This window comes from Pseudomonas salicis, from assembly GCF_057128705.1.
This window is the reverse complement of record NZ_JBSKHU010000006.1, coordinates 405,937-421,615: the sequence shown is the minus strand read 5'-3', so window position 1 is coordinate 421,615 and position 15,679 is coordinate 405,937. Positions and strand designations below refer to the sequence as shown.

General features: G+C 53.9%; 10 protein-coding genes. 8 read left to right on the top strand and 2 right to left on the bottom strand.

The annotated features are described in order from the left end of the window. Positions 1–2: 2 nt before the first annotated feature. Both ACWKWE_RS23335 and ACWKWE_RS23330 read right to left on the bottom strand, forming a co-directional pair. A complete protein-coding gene (locus ACWKWE_RS23335; RefSeq protein WP_483851830.1) occupies positions 3–1,970 on the bottom strand; it encodes a Mu transposase C-terminal domain-containing protein in 1,968 nt (655 codons plus the stop codon). Then, positions 1,967–2,587 carry a TnsA endonuclease N-terminal domain-containing protein gene (locus tag ACWKWE_RS23330; protein ID WP_483851829.1) on the bottom strand — a complete coding sequence of 207 codons (621 nt, stop codon included), beginning with the start codon at positions 2,585–2,587 and terminating at the stop codon, positions 1,967–1,969. The genes ACWKWE_RS23335 and ACWKWE_RS23330 overlap by 4 nt, the downstream gene beginning before the upstream one ends. 458 nt (positions 2,588–3,045) lie before the next feature. Between ACWKWE_RS23330 and ACWKWE_RS23325 the strand changes: the two genes are divergently transcribed. The 8 genes from ACWKWE_RS23325 (at position 3,046) to ACWKWE_RS23290 (ending at position 15,590) form a co-directional block, all read left to right on the top strand. Beyond that, positions 3,046–4,773, top strand: coding sequence for an N-6 DNA methylase (locus ACWKWE_RS23325; RefSeq protein ID WP_483851828.1), 1,728 nt, complete (start codon positions 3,046–3,048; stop codon positions 4,771–4,773). A 215-nt stretch (positions 4,774–4,988) separates the two neighbouring features. Beyond that, on the top strand, positions 4,989–5,375 hold the full coding sequence (locus ACWKWE_RS23320; RefSeq protein WP_483851827.1) for a hypothetical protein: 387 nt from the start codon (positions 4,989–4,991) through the stop codon (positions 5,373–5,375). Positions 5,376–5,432: 57 nt separating this feature from the next. After that, positions 5,433–5,678, top strand: a complete 246-nt coding sequence (locus ACWKWE_RS23315; protein ID WP_483851826.1) for a hypothetical protein — start codon at positions 5,433–5,435, stop codon at positions 5,676–5,678. Between the two features lie 558 nt (positions 5,679–6,236). Next, the gene (locus ACWKWE_RS23310; protein ID WP_483851825.1) at positions 6,237–7,523 is read left to right on the top strand and encodes a hypothetical protein; all 1,287 of its coding nucleotides are present in this window, start codon (positions 6,237–6,239) and stop codon (positions 7,521–7,523) included. Between the two features lie 317 nt (positions 7,524–7,840). Continuing rightward, complete coding sequence (locus ACWKWE_RS23305; RefSeq protein WP_483851824.1) at positions 7,841–10,216, top strand: type I restriction-modification system subunit M; 2,376 nt, start codon at positions 7,841–7,843, stop codon at positions 10,214–10,216. Positions 10,217–10,293: 77 nt separating this feature from the next. Further along, positions 10,294–11,589: a restriction endonuclease subunit S gene (locus ACWKWE_RS23300; RefSeq protein ID WP_483851907.1), complete on the top strand. Its 1,296-nt coding sequence runs from the start codon at positions 10,294–10,296 to the stop codon at positions 11,587–11,589. Continuing rightward, positions 11,576–15,010, top strand: a complete 3,435-nt coding sequence (locus tag ACWKWE_RS23295) for a type I restriction endonuclease subunit R (protein WP_483851823.1) — start codon at positions 11,576–11,578, stop codon at positions 15,008–15,010. Before ACWKWE_RS23300 ends, ACWKWE_RS23295 begins: the two co-directional genes overlap by 14 nt. After that, a complete protein-coding gene (locus ACWKWE_RS23290; protein WP_483851822.1) occupies positions 15,003–15,590 on the top strand; it encodes a hypothetical protein in 588 nt (195 codons plus the stop codon). Before ACWKWE_RS23295 ends, ACWKWE_RS23290 begins: the two co-directional genes overlap by 8 nt. Positions 15,591–15,679: the final 89 nt, after the last annotated feature.

The window sequence follows — 15,679 nt, the reverse complement described above, 5'->3', positions numbered from 1 at the left end:
AATCATTCGGCTTCCCCTTGTCCTGGTTTTTGGCGGCGCGGTGCGGCCGATAGTGTTCCTACCGACGACGGGGTTTCATGCGCTGGCTCGGTGGGTTGCCAAGGGGCCTCTTGACGCTGGACTTCCAACCGCTTGAGTTCACGCGCCTCAGCTCGGGCGGCACGGTTTCGGTCTTTCATGCTGCCACCAACGGCTCTGTCGCCACTTTCGCGGAGCATTTTCACGTGAGCAATCTGGTAATCCTCACCCGAAAGCTGAGCATCCGATTTCCGATGCGTACTGCGAATCTTGCGTGCCTCTTCAAAACTGATCAGAGGCATCGCTGAATTACGGTTAAATGCTTCGATCAACACCCCGGAGTCGGCGGGATCTACGACAAAAACCGCCCGGCAATCGAGCGGGTTGAACCGCACCTTGACCTTTGTTTTCTGCCCCTTGCGGGCATAAAGTTTGGCCAGCTCGGCGCTGTTGTAGGTCATGGTATCGAGACCGACGCCCTCTCGACCCAACGTCATCTCCCGAGAGTGATAGCGCAAGCAAGCATTCCTGAATTCATAAGGGCCCGGTGGCGGTACGATTACATGCCGCTGTTTCAACAACTCCATTGCCCGAGCAGGCGAGCAACCGGGCTCGAAGCGATGCTCCAATCGTTGAACAGGAGTGCGCATGTACACGTCCGCTATCCAGCGAATGACCAAGGCCTCAAGCTCTGGAACCGTGTACAAACGCTCCTTCATAGCGCGCCCAATGGGGTCACGTTCGAGCGTAGACTGGGACTTAGTCGATCCTTGCAGGGTGTTGATCAATCCCGTTTTCAACGTGCCGAAGAATCGCTCGATGTACGGCCTGGCCTGAGGTTTTCCTGCCATGGGGTAATCAATGGTAGTGTTCAGATAGCGCAACGCATTAAGCACCAGTCCGCCATGATGTTCCTGTGCGTTATCAATCACTATGGTTTCAATCGCCGCTGGAGCCAACCATGGATGGGTAAGCTGATATCGCTGGCTGAACTCATCGCCCTTGGGTGAGAAACAAAACTCAAGAGCCGAAAGCACAAAATCCTGTGATGGCTTTTCGATACAAATCCGCACCATCACCGGAGCACTTGTGGCTGCATCAATCCCCGCGTAACAGGTCGCCCTGCCTATCACTTCGCGTTTTTCGTTACAGCAAAAAATATCAAGTGGGGTGGCGTCGACCTCTACACGCTCATAGGGGCGTTCGACATGGAGCTTTCGTACCGCCGCTCGCATCTCCTGGTCGCGAGTAGCTTTCGATACTCGGCCACAACCGATCAGAGTTTGCTCCAGAGCGCGAATACGGCGACACACACTACGACGCGAAATACCGCGAAATACCGTATTGCGCTGAGCAGCCCGATCCCGGCATTGCTGATTGACCAGTTTTGTGATCTGACTGACGTTGAACTTGTCAGTGCTGAAATAGCGCCGGATGATTTCATCCGTCAAGGTTTCATCAAAGTCCAGATCGTCTATGGTGCGTAGCTGACGTTTGTTTCCCCGAGCGCTAAAACGGGGGGCCAATTGATCCGTCGATCCCGCGATGCCAGACGACCTTAGCCAGCGCTGAATCGTCCGGGTTGATGGCAGCGGCAGATGACGCTCAGCGCAAAGCGCTTGGAGACGTTCAGTCGTTTGCTTCCACGAACAACCGCTAACCTGGGCCTCCTCAACGCATTCGAGTAGCTCTAGACGTTGGTCGAGCGCACCGCGCTCGGTCTGCGTCAGATTGCGCACCGGCATCGGCTGCATCGCTGACGCAGTGGGTCCGTTAACTTGCCGATACTGCCCCTGCGCTACCCGCTCCTGGAACTCGTCATTGGTCAAAACGAACTCTTCACCCCGTACTCCCTGCAAAACGATTTGAGAAATCTCGGGACGGATGGAGGCAACACGAAGCACTAGGTCGCGTTCTATAAAGACGCTATCTACAGCCAGAACACGGCTCATACGCGTACCCTCAGAAATTGAAGGTGCGACAAATCACCCTGAGCCGCGCGCACTTCGCTGGAGGAGGAGAAAAGCGGCATCGACAAATCGGCCGCCAGCAATCCAGCAAGAAGCCCCGCGAGCAAGCCGACACGGCCGGAAGAAAGGCGCGAAGATAGATCATCGGTCAACCAGTTGGAGTTAGAGCCGAGCAACGTAAGTATTTCTGCTTCAGCAGATGAACGGATCGGCTCAAGGTAGCCCGCGCGCAGCAAATGAAGGTTGCCTACCGCCTCCATTATGGTTGGTGAAAGCACAGTCTCGGGGATGACCATGAAGTCAATACCGTGCTGGCGCAGGCAATCCTCGACATCCTTTCGCTTGGCTTCAAACTTTGCAATGAAGTTGGAATGCTTGGCATCGATAGCCACCAGGCTCCCGTCATCCAGCGTGCACAAAAAGTCAGGCGTGTAGAAGCGCGCCTTGATGCCTGGCCTTGGCTTGTAATGCTGACGGGTAGGCAATATCTCGTTGCTTTGCAATTCGAGCGTGAAGGGCTGCGCCGCAAGTTCGATGACACGTGGGTCAATATCGAGCAACAGTCCAATATCACGTTCAAGCGCGCTTTCAACGCGCAAATCTCCCCCTCGGCATTTGCTTGATTTAAATACAAGTGCCCGTCGGCCACGCCGAGTTCGGCGGGAAACATCCCTTGCGAAGTTAGAACTATCGATATCTCGGATTATGCGGTGTGCTCCTACGATGCACGGGAAAGTGTTATTCGCCGTAGGAGAAAGTCAAATCGACCTTAATATATAAAAAACCATAAAATACTGTAAACTTTGTCAAACCATTATATAACGTGACAAAATTATCCCGGTAATTTCAGCCAGTTACAAACGCCTTAAAATTTTGGGTTCATATAATAAACCGGCAAGTTATTCCTTATTTCAGACCAAAGGTATAAAAATATTTTATATGTAGCGAAGCCACCACAGGAGCCGAATCACGAGAGCCCGCTCAAGCACCAAATCTAGCGGGAAAATAAAAAGTATGCAATACTTTTTTTGAGATTGAGATTTTCGAGCCGTAGACCATGAACCAATACCACACTTTTCTAAAGCACATAGCGGCGGCACTACCCACGATGCCGGCCTACGATAGAACCTTGCTCACGTTAACGGTAACCGCCTGGCTGCGTGCCTCCCGTGACCAACAGTTACCGGTGGCGCTGCGGCTACTGGAGGTGATGGACGAACCCACCCACGTTCTTCACGCCTTCAACGATATCCGTACCTTATGGAGGATGGACGAAAGCTTCGCTGGAGGTGAGGAAGAATTAATGTTGGTTGTTGAAGCAGTGCTGAGGCTTGAACAGCCGGGGCAGCCGACTGAGTGGGGATGGGTGTCAGGGTCTGACTTCGTATACGAGGCAAACCTGCCATCTCAACCGATCACGCTTGCCCCCTACGTGGCCCATATCGTCACAGTCATAGCACTTTTGGAAAAACCGAGGACCGTTTATGTTCCCTTTGAAATGTCAGGACAACTCGCCTCCCGGTTGCTCAAGAGTAATGTGGATATATGGGTAGCATCGACGAATCCCCAACTGGTTCAGCTAGGTCTTATAAACGCCGGCATCCATGAACTACCCCTACATCCGATCGACCCCGTCATCAGTTCAAGCGCGCTCAAATCGAAAGGATTTACTCAGTTCGGCGCAGCGGTCGCCGCCATCGACTTTAAGAATAACTACACGACAGTGAGGCACGACCCAGATGTACTTAGTCGATATAGCCACCCCTCAGCGGTAGGTTCACTGGCGGCGGCGTTCCATATGTTGACCCATACCAGCGGTAAGGTCGTGCTGGTGGTGCCGGACAGCTTGCTCTTCAGCCCAGGAGCCGAGCGAGGTTTTCGTCAACATATCTTGGAAAATCTATGGCTAGAAGCGGTGGTGAGCCTGCCAAAAGATGACGTACGTGGCCTAAAAGGATCTGCTTCCATCTTGGTGATGAACACAGCCACATCATCTGAAAACGTCCTGTTCCTTAAAGTTGTCCCGGAGCTGTTGGGAACGACCCAACGCGGTGAATCCAAGCCTCATCAGGTGCTTAGCTTGTTGCGGGATCGGCTGCCAGGACGTTTCAGCACACTGGTCAGTGCTGCCGATTTGCTGAGCTTCGCAGATCTGAATTTAGAGCCAGGACGACATCTGGAGAGCCGTGCAGCGAGAGACCGAGACAGGGGCGTGCCCCACGTAGCCATCGACGAGCATTTCGAACTGATCCGCCCCCGCCAACACCATTCAGGACTGTCTGGGGTGCCTGTTCAAGAGCTGCAAGCATCCGACATTCCAGACTACGGACTGGTGCAAAGCGCTTGTAAACCATCCAAACACGACTTGGAAGGCCCTAACGCCCAGGTGTATTTCCTGCGAGATAACGATGTTGTTATCTGTATTAAAGGTGCGGTCGGGAAGGTCGGATGCGTTTCTAATGCCCCGCCCGTAGGCGAGGGGGGGTGGGTGTGCGGGCAATCCATTGCCGTGCTTCGCGCTCGCGGCCAAAGTTACAACCCCCAAGCCCTCATGATGTATTTGCGTTCACCCGTAGGACAGGCTCAGCTTAGTCGTCTAGTTGTAAGTACCAGCTCTCCGACGATCCAGGGCAAGGCCCTTAAAGGCTTGGAGATCCCTGTCCTTACCTCCTTTCAATCCGACATGGCAGCAGAGGCTCTGGAAAAAGAGGTCGCCATTGATGCCGAAATCTTTCAATTGAGACGTAAGCAGTCGCAAATCAGTGGTTTTCTATGGGCCTACTAAGATTGGAGAACGATCACTTGAATGCAGTTCGTTAGCCGTCGTCGCTGCGTGGGCAGGTGTGGTCTCCGGCAGGTGCGACGCCAAAAGGCTAGCTAACCCCAGCAAGCACAAGTAGAACCAGCAAAGACAAAACATCAAAACACTGGCAACTTTTAGTTTACAGGTTGCACTCAAAGGCGTAAATTCGCTTCTGTCGTCACCTGCCCGGAGTTGCCATGCTGCCTTATCCATCATCCTCTGAATTCCCCGCCGCGCTGAAAGCGCGCCGAGAGTTTCTCGGTCTGAGTCGCTCTGCGCTAGCCCGAGCAGCCAATATTCACGTCGTGATGCCTCGCCGATACGAGGAACCAGACTGCGGCGAGTTCGCGCGGCCTCGTGCTGATAGCACGTGGCTGGCTTTGAACAAAGCGCTCGGGTATGAGGTTCCTAATGAGATCCTGGCGGCATTAGCCCAAGACGACCCCGTGAATACCGCCGACACTTGCGGCGGCCAAGAGCCACAGAACGCGATCAGGGGACTGACCTTAGCTGAAGCGAAAGCAGGCTTAGCGTCGACCTTCGGCGTCTCCATCGAATGCATCGAAATCACTATTCGAGGCTGAGTTCAAAACCGCCTCCTGAACCAAACACCTAAGTTACAACTTTTAGAGGGCTGTAGAATGGATAATTTGCAGAATAGCGTTTGGGACAAAGCGTCGGAAAAGCTGAAGCAAAGCGTTGCAGCAATGCCAGTAGGGAAAGAGAGCAAGATCCGCGACCTGATTGGGGAGGTGACCTGGGCTCCCCTTGAACGCAAGACCCGTCACCGCTTGGGAAAATACGTACGGGCCAATCTGGATCATTACGGACTGGTGTTTGTGCGTAAGGCGGGGAGCATCGCCGTTTATAAAAAATCGACAGTCTGAGTTTTTCCACGTTTGGGTTGCCCACTACAGCGGATCCACGTCAACCATCAGCTCGCTTGGCGAATGGGCATCGGCCTGAGAAAACTGGCGAGCTGGTCCTGTTGCTCTACCAAGAAAGGCGCATCTTGGACTCTCGTGGACAGATTAAGGACTGTTTCAGTCTGAGCAAGGAGGCACGATATTGTCATCGAGGGCGCAAAACAGTTGCGCCACTAAAAAATTTGACCAGTCGCGAGCGGGTGTTGCGGGTTGTATTTTTCTACATTGATGGCCGTAGCAACATCGCTACCTCTTGAGAGATAAATTATGCAAACCAGCTCATGCGAAACGATCCGTAACATGGCTAAAGGTACAGTCGGCAAATCGACTACTGGCGGCAGTAAAGGCAGCACGGGCAAAACAGGATCGAACCCATTCCCCGGCGGAAATTGGCCGAGCAAGGTACCCGGCGCAAAATCTGGCAGCAACCGTGGGCAAGGCTCCAAGGCCTGACCCCGTCACGGGCTGTTTATCGCAAGGACGCGAACCTCTCCTTTTCCCGCTGCCTGGATTTTACTCATGACCCGCTCATGCTCCCCGCAACCACCTTATCCACGACTCGGCGAATGTTACCGGCTACTCGCCAAGGCATTGGATACGAAGTCCGGCAACCGTCATGTTGACCGACTGGCTAGGGAAGGGGATTTTGACTGGCAGGTCATCCCCCAACTTTGCCGAGAGTTCGTCGGCGATCCTCTGACCCAGAGGGCCAACAAAGAGTTTTCTGACTTCATGGTGGCGGTGGTGGACGCATTTCATGTGCAGTATGTTCACTTGGTCAAGAGCCTACAACTGGACGCGCTGACTCGGGCGCAAAGCATGCCCGCTCTGATCACCTACCTTTATGCACCTTACGCAGCATCGTTTCTTCTGCAAATGCACAAGGCCCTCCCCAGCCCCTCCATCGTGTCCTTGCTGGATACGGGAAAAAACCCGCTCGACGTGGTGTATGGCTGGCTTGAAAGCGAGTTGGGCATCGAGCCTAATCAGCTCGGCCAGCGTCTGTACCCGGACTCAACTGGCGTAAATAAAAATGGTCGTCAGGACCTACAACGCTGGCGCTGCGGAGCACAATTACCTTCACTCAATAGCCTGACGCTGATCACCCACGCACTGCTTCAGCATTACCCGCATCGGCCTCATCTCATCAAGGCGGCCGGTGAATGGCTGATTACCGCCAGGATGCTGGGCTATTTGGCTGAGGAGGCGAGCGTATATGTCGACCTACGTAGCCTCATGCTGCGAGAGGTACTGGGTAATATTCCCAACGATGACATCGGGTGGATCTTGTCGACCATGAACATCAAAGCGGCGGAGCACAAACGCACGGTCGTTGAGAGTGGACTGCTGCTGCAAGAAGAATTGAAACGCACAACCCGCAAACCTCCAGATGCAATGGCCACTACTCGGCGAGGCCTGGATGCGTTCAGGCAGCGTCTGTATATAGTCGAAGACGAGGATGTGAGCGCTTACTACCTGGAATGGTTAGAAGGGCGCTGGCATGTGCTGGCCGGAAAGCTGGAAACAGCCAAGGATCATTATGCGCAAGCGGCGGACCTTGCGTTGTATCGTTCCGGTCCGACCCAAAAAGACATCATCCGCGAAGCGTTGCTGCTCGCTGCGTACCTGGGTGACTTGCCCCTGTATAAACGTCTGAAGCATCGGGCATTAGCCTTTGGCCATAGCTATCTGCCCGGCTGGGAACAGTCGGTCGCCGATGCCCACGAGCTTAAGCTGATACGAAGCAATTTTGAGCTGCGATTTCCGCCTCGGGGGCATTTTGTCGAGTCACCGGGCTTCGCGTAATTGAAAATTATGGTCAATCAGATACCAGACCTAAGCGCTTGCCAGATCGCTCAATCTATCGACAATACGTAGGTATTGCGGTGCTCCGTTCCGATTGATTGGTACGGGTATACGTCTATCCAGAAAATGGTCAGACTTCCCCTCAGAGGGGCCACTGGGGCCAATTAGTTTCCTGACTGCGACGGAGTATACCAGCCCCTATCGAGCGTAAAAAATTGGGCTCGTTCACCCCCAGGCACACCACATCAACAAATTTTATAGACCTCGGAAAGCGCACAGTCGCCGACTGAGCTTTTAGTCACGCATTAAGGCCACCAATGAGTCCCGCTAAAATTCAAGACCAAAGTCAAATCAAGTGGATTTCCGACTTCATCTGGAACATCGCCGATGACCGCCTACGCGATGTGTATGTGCGCGGCAAATACCGCGATGTCATCCTCCCTTTCACGGTACTGCGGCGACTAGATGCCGTGCTGGCGTCCACCAAGGAAGCGGTTCTTGAACGCAAAAAGTTCCTCGACGCCCACAAAATTGCCGAGCAAGACGGTGCGCTGCGCATGACAGCCGGACAGGCTTTCTACAACGTATCCGAGTTCACACTGGCAAATCTAAAAGCTAGCGCAGCAGGGCAGCGGCTTCGCGATGACTTCATCGACTACTTAGACGGGTTCTCGCCAAACGTGCAGGAGATCCTCGACAAGTTGAACTTCCGCAATCAGATCCAGAAGCTCGTGGACTCTCACGTGCTCGGCTATATGATCGAGGACTTCCTCGATTCCGGGATCAACCTTTCCCCACTACCTGTCAAAGATGCTGATGGGCGAATCAAACTAACGGCGTTGGACAACCACGGTATGGGTACGGTATTCGAGGAGCTGATCCGCCGCTTCAACGAAGACAACAACCTTGAGGCAGGAGAGCACTACACGCCACGCGATGTTGTGCAGCTCATGGCCAAACTGCTGTTCCTGCCAGTGGCCAATCGTATCGAATCCAGCACCTACTCACTATACGATGGCAGCTGTGGAACAGGCGGGATGTTAACCGTGGCCGAAGAAGCCTTGCAGGAGCTGGCAGAGCAACACGGCAAGGAAGTGTCTATCCATTTGTTCGGTCAGGAAATCAGCGATGAAACCTACGCAATCTGCAAGGCCGACTTGCTTCTAAAAGGTGAGGGTGCAGAGGCCGAGAACATTGTCGGTGGCGCAGACAAATCCACCCTATCCGCCGACCAGTTCCGCAGTCGCGAGTTCGACTTCATGATCTCCAACCCACCGTACGGTAAGAGTTGGAAGACGGACCTAGAAAGGATGGGGGGCAAAAAGGGACTCAACGACCCGCGCTTTATCGTCAATCACAGCGGAGATGCTGAGTTTAAGCTTATAACTCGTTCAAGCGACGGGCAGCTCATGTTTTTGGTGAACAAGCTGCAAAAAATGAAGCACAACACGCCCTTGGGCAGCCGTATAGCCCTTGTCCACAATGGTTCTGCGCTGTTCACAGGCGACGCGGGTCAGGGCGAAAGCAATATTCGTCGCTGGATACTAGAAAACGATTGGCTTGAAGCCATCATCGCGCTCCCCCTCAACATTTTCTACAACACCGGTATTGCAACCTACATCTGGATGCTAGCCAACAAGAAAGCCGAGCATCGTAAAGGCCGCGTGCAGTTGATTGACGCTAGCAAGTGGTCCCAACCGCTTCGCCGCAATCTTGGCAAGAAGAACTGCGAGGTCTCCAATAACGACATCCAGGGCATCCTAGACTTGTATCTCGGCAAGCCACAAGACACCCCAGATTGTAAGTGGTTTGACAATACGGACTTCGGTTACTGGAAGATCACGGTTGAGCGACCGCTCCGCCTCAAGAGCCAACTCCGGCCAGACAGCATCGAGTCCTTGCGGTTTATATCGGGTGATGAGGCTCTGCGTGCCGACATCTACGCCTTGCATGGGGACTTGCTCTACACCGAGTTCAGCAAGCTCAAGCCAGCCATCGAAGCGTGGTTGAAAGGGGAAGACGAAAACGAAGAAGACGACGAAAGCGAAGATGATGAAGGCGAAAGCAAAGTTGCCAAGAAGACTGTACCGGCAAAGCGCCGTAAGAAATTGCTCGACCCGGCTACCTGGCTGCGCGACAAGGGGCTAATCGAGAATGCTCTGCTGGCGCAAAACGAAATCGGGCAGGTCGTATTTCATGATCACAACGAGTTCCGCACCCGCTTTGAAGCCGTGATGAAGGCGCACAGCAAGAAGCTGGGCCCACCCGAGAAGAAAGCAATCTACAAGGCAGTGAGCTGGCGAGACGAAACCGCGCCTCCCGTTATTGCAAAGCGCACAAAGCTAAAAGCTACGGATGTCTTTGTGGCGAATAACGATGGCCGTTATCTGGTGGGAGGAGACAAGTACCGCGAAGTTGTCGAATACGAGTCCGATACAGACCTGCGCGATACCGAGCAGGTGCCACTCAAGGAACCGGGTGGCATCGGCGCATTTTTTGCGCGAGAGGTGCTGCCGCACGCGCTGGATGCCTGGATTGCAATGGACAAGACCCAGATCGGCTACGAGGTTTCGTTTGCCCGCTACTTCTACAAGCCAACCCCGCTGCGAACCCTGGATCAAATTCGTGCTGACATCCTGAAGCTCGAACAGCAGACCGAAGGCTTGTTGCGCAAGATTGTGGGGGAAGCATAATGGTGATGGCTACTACCTACCCGAGATATAAAGACTCAGGCCTGCCTTGGGTGCCGAAAGTGCCAGAAGACTGGCGGGTGTTGCGAAACGGTCGTCTGTTCGGCCATCGCGTGGAAACGGGTTTTCCAGACCTTCCCATTCTGGAGGTTTCCCTACGTACCGGCGTACGCGTGCGGGACATGGAAAACTTGAAGCGCAAGCAGGTTATGAGTCAGAAGGAAAAGTACAAACGGGCGGTTAAGGATGACCTTGCCTATAACATGATGCGCATGTGGCAAGGTGCGGTTGGCCCCGCACCAGTCGATGGACTGGTCAGTCCTGCATATGTGGTGGTAGAGCCTTACCCAGAAGCTAACAGCCACTACTTCAGCTATTTGTTTCGCACAGCAGCTTACATGCAGGAGGTCAACAAGTTCTCCCGTGGCATCGTGGCAGACCGTAATCGTCTGTATTGGGAGTCCTTCAAACAAATGCCATCGGTCGTGCCTCCGCGCCCCGAGCAAGACCAGATTATTGCCTATCTTCGCGCTCAGGACGCGCACGTCGCACGGCTCATCAAGGCCAAGCGTGACCTCATCGCAGTGCTTACCGAGCAGAAACTGCGCATCATCGATCAAGCCGTCACACGCGGTCTCGATGCATCGGTGAAGCTCACGCCTTCCGGCGTCGAGTGGCTGGGCGACATGCCTGAACATTGGAAACTGCGACGTTTGAAGTTTCTCGCCAGCAACGTCACGAACCAGACCAGTACTAAATCCAACGGTGAAATCTATCTGGCGCTTGAGCACGTTGAAAGCTGGACCGGCATAGCGCGACCGCTGGAGGGGGAAGTTGAATTTGCGAGCACGGTGAAGCGGTTCGTAATGGATGATGTACTTTTCGGCAAGCTCCGACCTTACTTGGCAAAAGTGACACGAGCCAATCGCGCGGGAGTCTGTGTAAGTGAGTTCCTCGTGCTTAGGTCTCGCAGGGAACTCATGCTTCCTGTCTATCTTGAGCAGCTATTGCGCTGCAAGCGCGTCATCAACCTCATCAACAGTTCCACGGACGGTGCGAAGATGCCTCGCGCGGACTGGACGTTTATCGGCAATGTTCGACTACCCTTTCCCTCTCTTGATGAGCAAGAAGAGATCCTGTCGTACATCGCCCGCGAAACTAGAGACTTGGCCGAAACCATCGCCCGCGCAAAAGATGAGATCGACCTAATCCGCGAATATCGCGACCGCTTGATTAGCGATGTCGTCACCGGACAGGTGGATGTACGCGGATGGCTGCCCAGCACGGATGACGCCGTGAACGATGAGGAGTTGGCTGCGCTAGGTGATGACCAGGATGATATAACCGGAGAGGAGGTCGGGAATGGCGAAGACTGACACCAGCGAGCGTTGGTTTGAGGCGCGTATCGTGCGCGGGCTGACGGGCGCTCCGCAGCCGGAGTACAGCCATGAACTGGCCGCCACGGACTTCGCCGCCACCGATAACGGTTACGTGCAGGGAAAGCCCACAGACTACAACCGCGATGTCGCACTGGACGTAGTGCAGTTACTTGCTTTTTTTCAGGCCACCCAGCCTAGGGTAGTAGAAAAACTGGAACTGGCATCCGAGGGCATTAAGCGCACCCAGTTCCTACACCGCTTGCAAGGTGAGATCACCAAGCGCGGCGTGGTCGATGTGTTGCGCAAAGGCGTGAGCCACGGACCGGTTCATGTCGACCTTTACAAGCTGTTGCCCACTCCTGGCAACGCGACGTCAGCGATGGCTTTCGCCAACAACATCTTCAGCGTCACCCGGCAGGTGCGTTACAGCAACGATTCCGGTAACGAGCTGGACATGGTGATCTTCATTAACGGCTTACCGGTGCTGACCTTCGAGTTGAAGAACTCGCTGACAAAACAGACCCTGGCCGACGCTATCGTCCAGTACCAGACCACGCGCAGCCCCCAGGAACTGCTGTTCCAGTTGGGACGCTGCATGGCCCACATCGCGGTCGACGATGCAGAGGCAGCATTCTGCGCCGAATTTAAGGGTAAGCCATCGTGGTTTTTGCCATTCAACCAAGGCTGGAACAGCGGCGCGGGCAATCCGCCCAACCCGAATGGCCTAAAGACTGACTATTTGTGGAAGTCGGTTTTGACCCGCGAGTCGCTAGCAAACATCATCGAGAGCTTCGCTCAGGTGGTGGAGGAAGAAGAGGCAGATGCCACCGGCAAGAAACGCAAAAAGCGCAAACAGATATTCCCACGCTTTCATCAACTTCGCACTGTACGCGCCCTTTTGCACCGTGCCCACGCCGATGGGGTGGGCAAACGTTATCTAATCCAGCATTCGGCGGGCAGCGGCAAGAGCAACACGATTGCCTGGCTGGCGCACCAGTTGGTGGAACTGCGTACCGCAGCAGATCCACTCACAGAGCAATTCGACTCAATCATAGTAATCACCGACCGGCGCGCATTGGATACGCAGATAGCCCGCACCATCAAAGGGTATGACCATGTAGCATCCATCTTCGGCCACTCCGACAACGCGCAGGAACTGCGCGAATACCTGCGCCGGGGCAAGAAGATTATCGTCACCACGGTTCAGAAATTCCCATTCATTCTCGATGAACTAGGTGATCTCTCTGGCAAAAAGTTCGCTCTACTAATCGACGAGGCGCACTCCAGTCAAGGTGGCAAAACCACTGCGCGGATGCACGAGGCACTGGGCGGAAAAACCGAAGAGGAAGAATTTGAAGAGGATGCCACCCAAGATGCGGTGAACGCGGAGATCGAGAAGCGCATCCAGTCGCGGAAACTGCTATCTAACGCCAGCTACTTTGCTTTCACTGCCACGCCCAAGAACAAGACGCTGGAGTTGTTCGGTGAGAAAATCGTTGTAGGCGACAAAGTGCAGTTTCGATCACCGGAGGAGCTGACCTACACCACCAAGCAGGCGATCCAAGAGAAGTTCATTCTGGACGTAGTAGAGAACTACACCAGCTACGACAGCTTCTACCAGGTTGCCAAGACAGTCGCAGACGATCCCGAATTCGACAAGGTGAAGGCGCTGAAGAAGATCCGTCACTACGTCGAGTCTCACGACAAGGCCATCCGCCTCAAAGCAGAGATCATGGTCGATCACTTCGTCGCGCAGGTGGTGGGTAAGCAGAAGATTGGCGGCAAGGCGCGAGCGATGATTGTGTGCAACGGCATCGCTCGGGCCATCGACTACTTCCGCGAGGTGTCGGACTATCTCGCTCAGATCAAGAGCCCTTACAAGGCCATCGTGGCGTACTCGGGTGACTTCGAGATCGGCGGCGAGAAAAAGACCGAGGCAGACCTGAACGCCTTCCCAAGCAAGGATATCCCAGTCAATCTCAAGCAAGACCCGTATCGCTTCCTGATTGTCGCGAACAAGTTCGTCACTGGCTTTGATGAGCCCCTATTGCACACGATGTACGTGGACAAGCCCTTGGCAGGCGTGCTGGCAGTACAGACACTGTCACGTCTCAACAGAGCGCATCCGCAAAAACACGACACCTTCGTGCTCGACTTCGCTGACAACGCTGAGGCAGTAAAGGCGGCATTCCAGGATTACTACCGCGCCACGATTCAGACAGGGGAAACCGACGCCAACAAGCTGCACGACCTGAAAGCCGAACTTGACGGGCAGCAGGTGTATAGCTGGCAACAGGTGGAGGACTTGGTAGCGCTCTACCTTGGCGGCGGAGATCGGGACAAGCTCGACCCAATTCTCGACGCTTGCGTGGAGGAGTACCAGGAGAACCTGGCCGAAGCCGGACAGGTGAAATTCAAGGGCGAAGCCAAGGCATTTGTGCGTAGTTACGGCTTCCTTGCTGCGATCCTGAACTACGGCCACCCCGCGTGGGAGAGGCTGTCCATTTTCCTGAACTTCCTCATTCCGAAGTTGCCCGCACCCAAGGAGGAAGATCTCTCCAAAGGCGTACTGGAATCGGTCGACATGGATAGCTATCGAGTAGAAGCCCAAGCGGCTCTCAAGATGGCGATGGACGACACCGATGCAACGGTTGATCCCGTTCCTCCAAGCGGTGGCGGCGGCAAGGATGAGCCCGAAATTGATAGACTCTCGAATATCATAAAAACCTTCAACGATTTGTTCGGAAAAATCGGGTGGAAAGACGAGGATAAAATCCGCAAGGTCATCACCGAGGATATCCCCGTGCGGGTGGCCCAGGACAAGGCCTACAAGAACGCACAGGCAAACTCCGACAAACAAAACGCTAGGTTGGAACACGACAAAGCGCTCAATCGCGTCGTATTGGAACTGCTGTCTGACCACACTGAGCTATTCAAGCAATTCAGCGACAACCCAAACTTCAAACGCTGGCTGACGGACACGGTTTTCGATGTGACTTATCAATCCCAAAATGCCGATGGAGCGCTTAGTGTTGGCCAAATTAGGTCGCGTGCCCTAAAGGTGATTCGGGAAAGGTTCGGTCTTGCAAACATCTGGTCGCGAGCGGTTGATTCACTTTTTGAGCGTTTAAAGGACCGTTCTGACGGTTTGAGTCTTTCTGATCTGGTTGAAATAGAGGAGCTCAGTGGACTGTCGGTCAGCAACATTTTGTTCCCAATCTTGAACGTGCTGTCTACCAACGACGTGGGTATATTTCGTCGCGAGTTTCTTCAATTTGGGGCCTCAGCGACTCACCTATCGATGGATTTCGATGAAGTGAGACGCATGGCGTCTTTACACCAAGAGCAGGATGATTGGGCAGAGCATCTCTCAATCCGATGGACTCTTCAAGATGCTAGGGGAAATATGCATGGGTGATAGCCTGAAAACATTGTTCAACTGGTTTCCGGTTATGCGGAAGCTATTTCAGGCAAAAACGGAGAACGAGTTTGATGACTTTCTGGATCGTCACTTCGAGGAGTGTGTGCAGCGCATGGAGGCTGAGGCACACCACTTGACGGTAGATGACGAAGAAAAACTATCCGCATTCTTAGCAGCGGCATTAAGCATGCCGGGCCTTTCTGTAGTGCGCGAGGGTTACAGCAACGGTCGCGTTGACCTGACAATAAAATCGGAGAGCATACAGTTATCCGAGCGACGTCTGGCCGAAGCAAAGATCTACGCAGGGCCTGCCTATCATGCAAAGGCAATCGAACAACTGGTTTCCCGCTACTCCACTGGGCGACAACGCCGTGGGTATGTTGTCGAATACGTCAAGAAGCCAGGTATTGCCGACATCGTTGTTAAACTACGCGCTAAGGCTGATCTCGATTTACCGGTGAATCAGCTAGGAGCGACGTGCGATCACCGGATGAAGTGGGCGTATATCAGCGACCACCGGCACACGAGCCAAGAGCAAATTAGAGTTGTTCACATTAATGTGAATATTCATCGATGATCTAAAAAGGACAGACAGAGTTCACCGCAAACGCTTAAGTCTCATTGATCATGGTGTGCCTCATTTTGGTAAGGCTGGTGCTACAAAGA

Coding starts and splice junctions, on each gene's coding strand:
- ACWKWE_RS23335 (WP_483851830.1), bottom strand. CDS start 1,970: ATGAGCCGTGTTCTGGCTGTAGATAGCGTCTTTATAGAACGCGACCTA.
- ACWKWE_RS23325 (WP_483851828.1), top strand. CDS start 3,046: ATGAACCAATACCACACTTTTCTAAAGCACATAGCGGCGGCACTACCC.
- ACWKWE_RS23320 (WP_483851827.1), top strand. CDS start 4,989: ATGCTGCCTTATCCATCATCCTCTGAATTCCCCGCCGCGCTGAAAGCG.
- ACWKWE_RS23315 (WP_483851826.1), top strand. CDS start 5,433: ATGGATAATTTGCAGAATAGCGTTTGGGACAAAGCGTCGGAAAAGCTG.
- ACWKWE_RS23310 (WP_483851825.1), top strand. CDS start 6,237: ATGACCCGCTCATGCTCCCCGCAACCACCTTATCCACGACTCGGCGAA.
- ACWKWE_RS23305 (WP_483851824.1), top strand. CDS start 7,841: ATGAGTCCCGCTAAAATTCAAGACCAAAGTCAAATCAAGTGGATTTCC.
- ACWKWE_RS23295 (WP_483851823.1), top strand. CDS start 11,576: ATGGCGAAGACTGACACCAGCGAGCGTTGGTTTGAGGCGCGTATCGTG.
- ACWKWE_RS23290 (WP_483851822.1), top strand. CDS start 15,003: ATGGGTGATAGCCTGAAAACATTGTTCAACTGGTTTCCGGTTATGCGG.